Below are 284 nucleotides of genomic sequence, written 5' to 3' on the forward strand. Positions count from 1 at the left end.
GCCGAAACCTCGTTATAAAACAACTAACTGAAACAGTACAACAAAGCCCTAATTAACCGCGGCTCACTTACTTTTTGGATTGATGAAGGAACCATAAGAGAGTGGAAGCAAAGTAGACAGAATAAGCGAGGTAGGCCTCGCCGATTCAGTGACTTAGCCATTACTACAGCACTGATGGTAAAACGCGTTTTCTCTATGCCATTGAGAGCTATGCAAGGTTTTTTAGACTCCGTGTTTAAGCTGGCTAAGATACCGCTTTAATGTCCACATTACACCTGTATAAA

General features: G+C 41.9%; 1 pseudogene. It reads left to right on the forward strand.

The features are described from left to right. Positions 1–258: pseudogene (locus TZ48_RS13840) on the forward strand (transposase); the annotation flags it as partial. Between the last annotated feature and the right edge of the window lie 26 nt (positions 259–284).

This window comes from Vibrio variabilis (assembly GCF_003263785.1).
In the GTDB taxonomy this organism is placed as follows: Bacteria; Pseudomonadota; Gammaproteobacteria; order Enterobacterales; family Vibrionaceae; genus Vibrio; species Vibrio variabilis.